This is a genomic window from bacterium (genome assembly GCA_024224155.1).
Taxonomy (GTDB): Bacteria; Acidobacteriota; Thermoanaerobaculia; order Multivoradales; family JAHEKO01; genus CALZIK01.
In genome coordinates this window covers 1-1742 of sequence record JAAENP010000042.1, presented here as the reverse complement: position 1 = coordinate 1742, position 1742 = coordinate 1, and the positions used below count along the sequence as shown (strand labels likewise).

The 1742-nt window shown below is 64.5% G+C and carries 1 protein-coding gene and 1 pseudogene; one reads left to right on the top strand and one right to left on the bottom strand.

Annotated features, from left to right (window positions below; genetic code table 11):
* Nucleotides 1-363: 363 nt before the first annotated feature.
* On the top strand, nt 364-1302 hold the full coding sequence (locus tag GY769_02720; protein MCP4200830.1) for an IS1595 family transposase: 939 nt from the start codon (nt 364-366) through the stop codon (nt 1300-1302).
* Nucleotides 1303-1513: 211 nt separating this feature from the next.
* Here the strand turns inward: GY769_02720 and GY769_02715 are convergent.
* Nucleotides 1514-1742: pseudogene (locus GY769_02715) on the bottom strand (IS256 family transposase).

Genomic DNA, 1742 nt, shown 5'->3' with positions numbered 1-1742 from the left:
CTGGGTTTGGCTAAGAGCGACCACAAGTTATTGTTTTTGCTGATTTCTCCTGTGCAGCGGGAGCCAGACGTCTCAGATAAACCGAGCCGGCAAACCCGTTGGCTCGTATGAGATCCTCCAGATCCCGGTCGGCTTCAGCCTAACAACCTTCGCAGCGCCTCATGGGGGTTGGCGGCGACCGGAGCCCCATGGTCCATGCACAGCGCCTCGAACGGCAGAGCGAGCAAGCGTCGCACGCTGCCGCGTGTCGCGTCGGGATCGTCATGGTATTCCGGCGGTACGAAAGCTAAGGCTCTATTCGTAAACCGTATGCAGATCGCCTAGAATGGCGGGATCGCGTTGGGAACGCTGGAGGTCGTGGCGATGGATCGGAAGGAATTTCGGGCTTGGCTGTCGGTGGCAGAAACGCTGACAGAGGCGCAGAAGGCGGAAGCGATGGAGGTGCTGGCGGGGCGTCCTTCGGGGGCTGCCGCGCTGGCGGCGATTGAACTCGGCGTCGGTGAGGATCGGCGTTGCCCGCATTGCGGCACGCCGGGAGCCGTGGCTCGCGGTTACGCGCGCGGCCTGCGTCGCTATCAATGCAAGGGCTGCGGCAAAACCTTCGGCGCCCTGACGGGCACGCCCTTGTCCGGGTTGCACCACAAGGAGCGCTGGCTGGATTTCGGCCAGTCCCTGGCCGCGGGCGAGACGGTGAGAGACTCGGCTGAGCGCTGTGACGTGGCCGTGAGCACCGCGTTCCGTTGGCGCCACCGCTTCCTCGGGGCGGTGAACGCCGGAGCGGAAAAGCTGCGGGGTATCGTCGAGGCCGATGAGACCTTCGTGTTGGCCAGTCGCAAGGGGGAACGCAATCTCGACCGCAAGCCCCGTAAGCGGGGCGGCAAGGCCACGAAGCGCGGCCTCTCGTATGAGCAGGTTCCGATCCTGGTGGCGGCCGATCGCTCCGGCGCCACCGTCAGCGCTGTCTTGCCGACGGTCAGTGCCGACGCTCTCCGGGACGTTCTTGGGCCGGTCGTCGAAAAGGACGCCCTGCTGGTCTCCGACGGCTGCACCAGTTACCCACCCTGTGCCGCCGTGCTGGGCATCAGCCATGAAGCGCTCAACCTGTCGGCCGGCGAACGGGTCCGCGGCGAGATGCACATTCAGACCGTCAACAGCCGTCATGAGCAAATCAAGACGTTCCTCCGCCGCCACCGCGGGGTCGCCACGAAGTACCTCGACAACTACCTCCGTTGGTTCCACCTCGCTGTCCTTCCCGGCCGCCCCACTCCGCGAACATGCCTCAACGCCGCCATGGGAGGCTAATGCATACGATTTGCGAATAGAGCCAAAGCAAAGCTCTTAGCCTCAGAGCTCGTCCGGGAGGCGATGTCCCGTTCTCCGCTGAATACGGCGAGGCAGGTATCGCGGGTTGGCGAGGTTAGGCTGCGTTTATGATGGTTTCATTGGGGCTGTTATCGTGAGCCGTTCGCACGTGGTCTTGCAGGGCGCCGGGGAGGACGGGCAAGTGCCGCTAGGCCTTGAGACGACGGAAGGTTTTCTGGGCCTCCCGCATGCCGGCGGCAGTCCACCGCAGAGCCATTTCGGCGTTCCCGCATCGCTTGACGTTGCGGCTGGCTCGGCGGAATGTTCCCAGGGCGTTAACGATGACATTGGTGCAGGCGAGCGAGCGCCGGAGGTCGCGGGACAGATCGAGGCGAATGACGGTGAGGGGCTCGTCCAACCCGTCGAGGATGCTGGCCGAG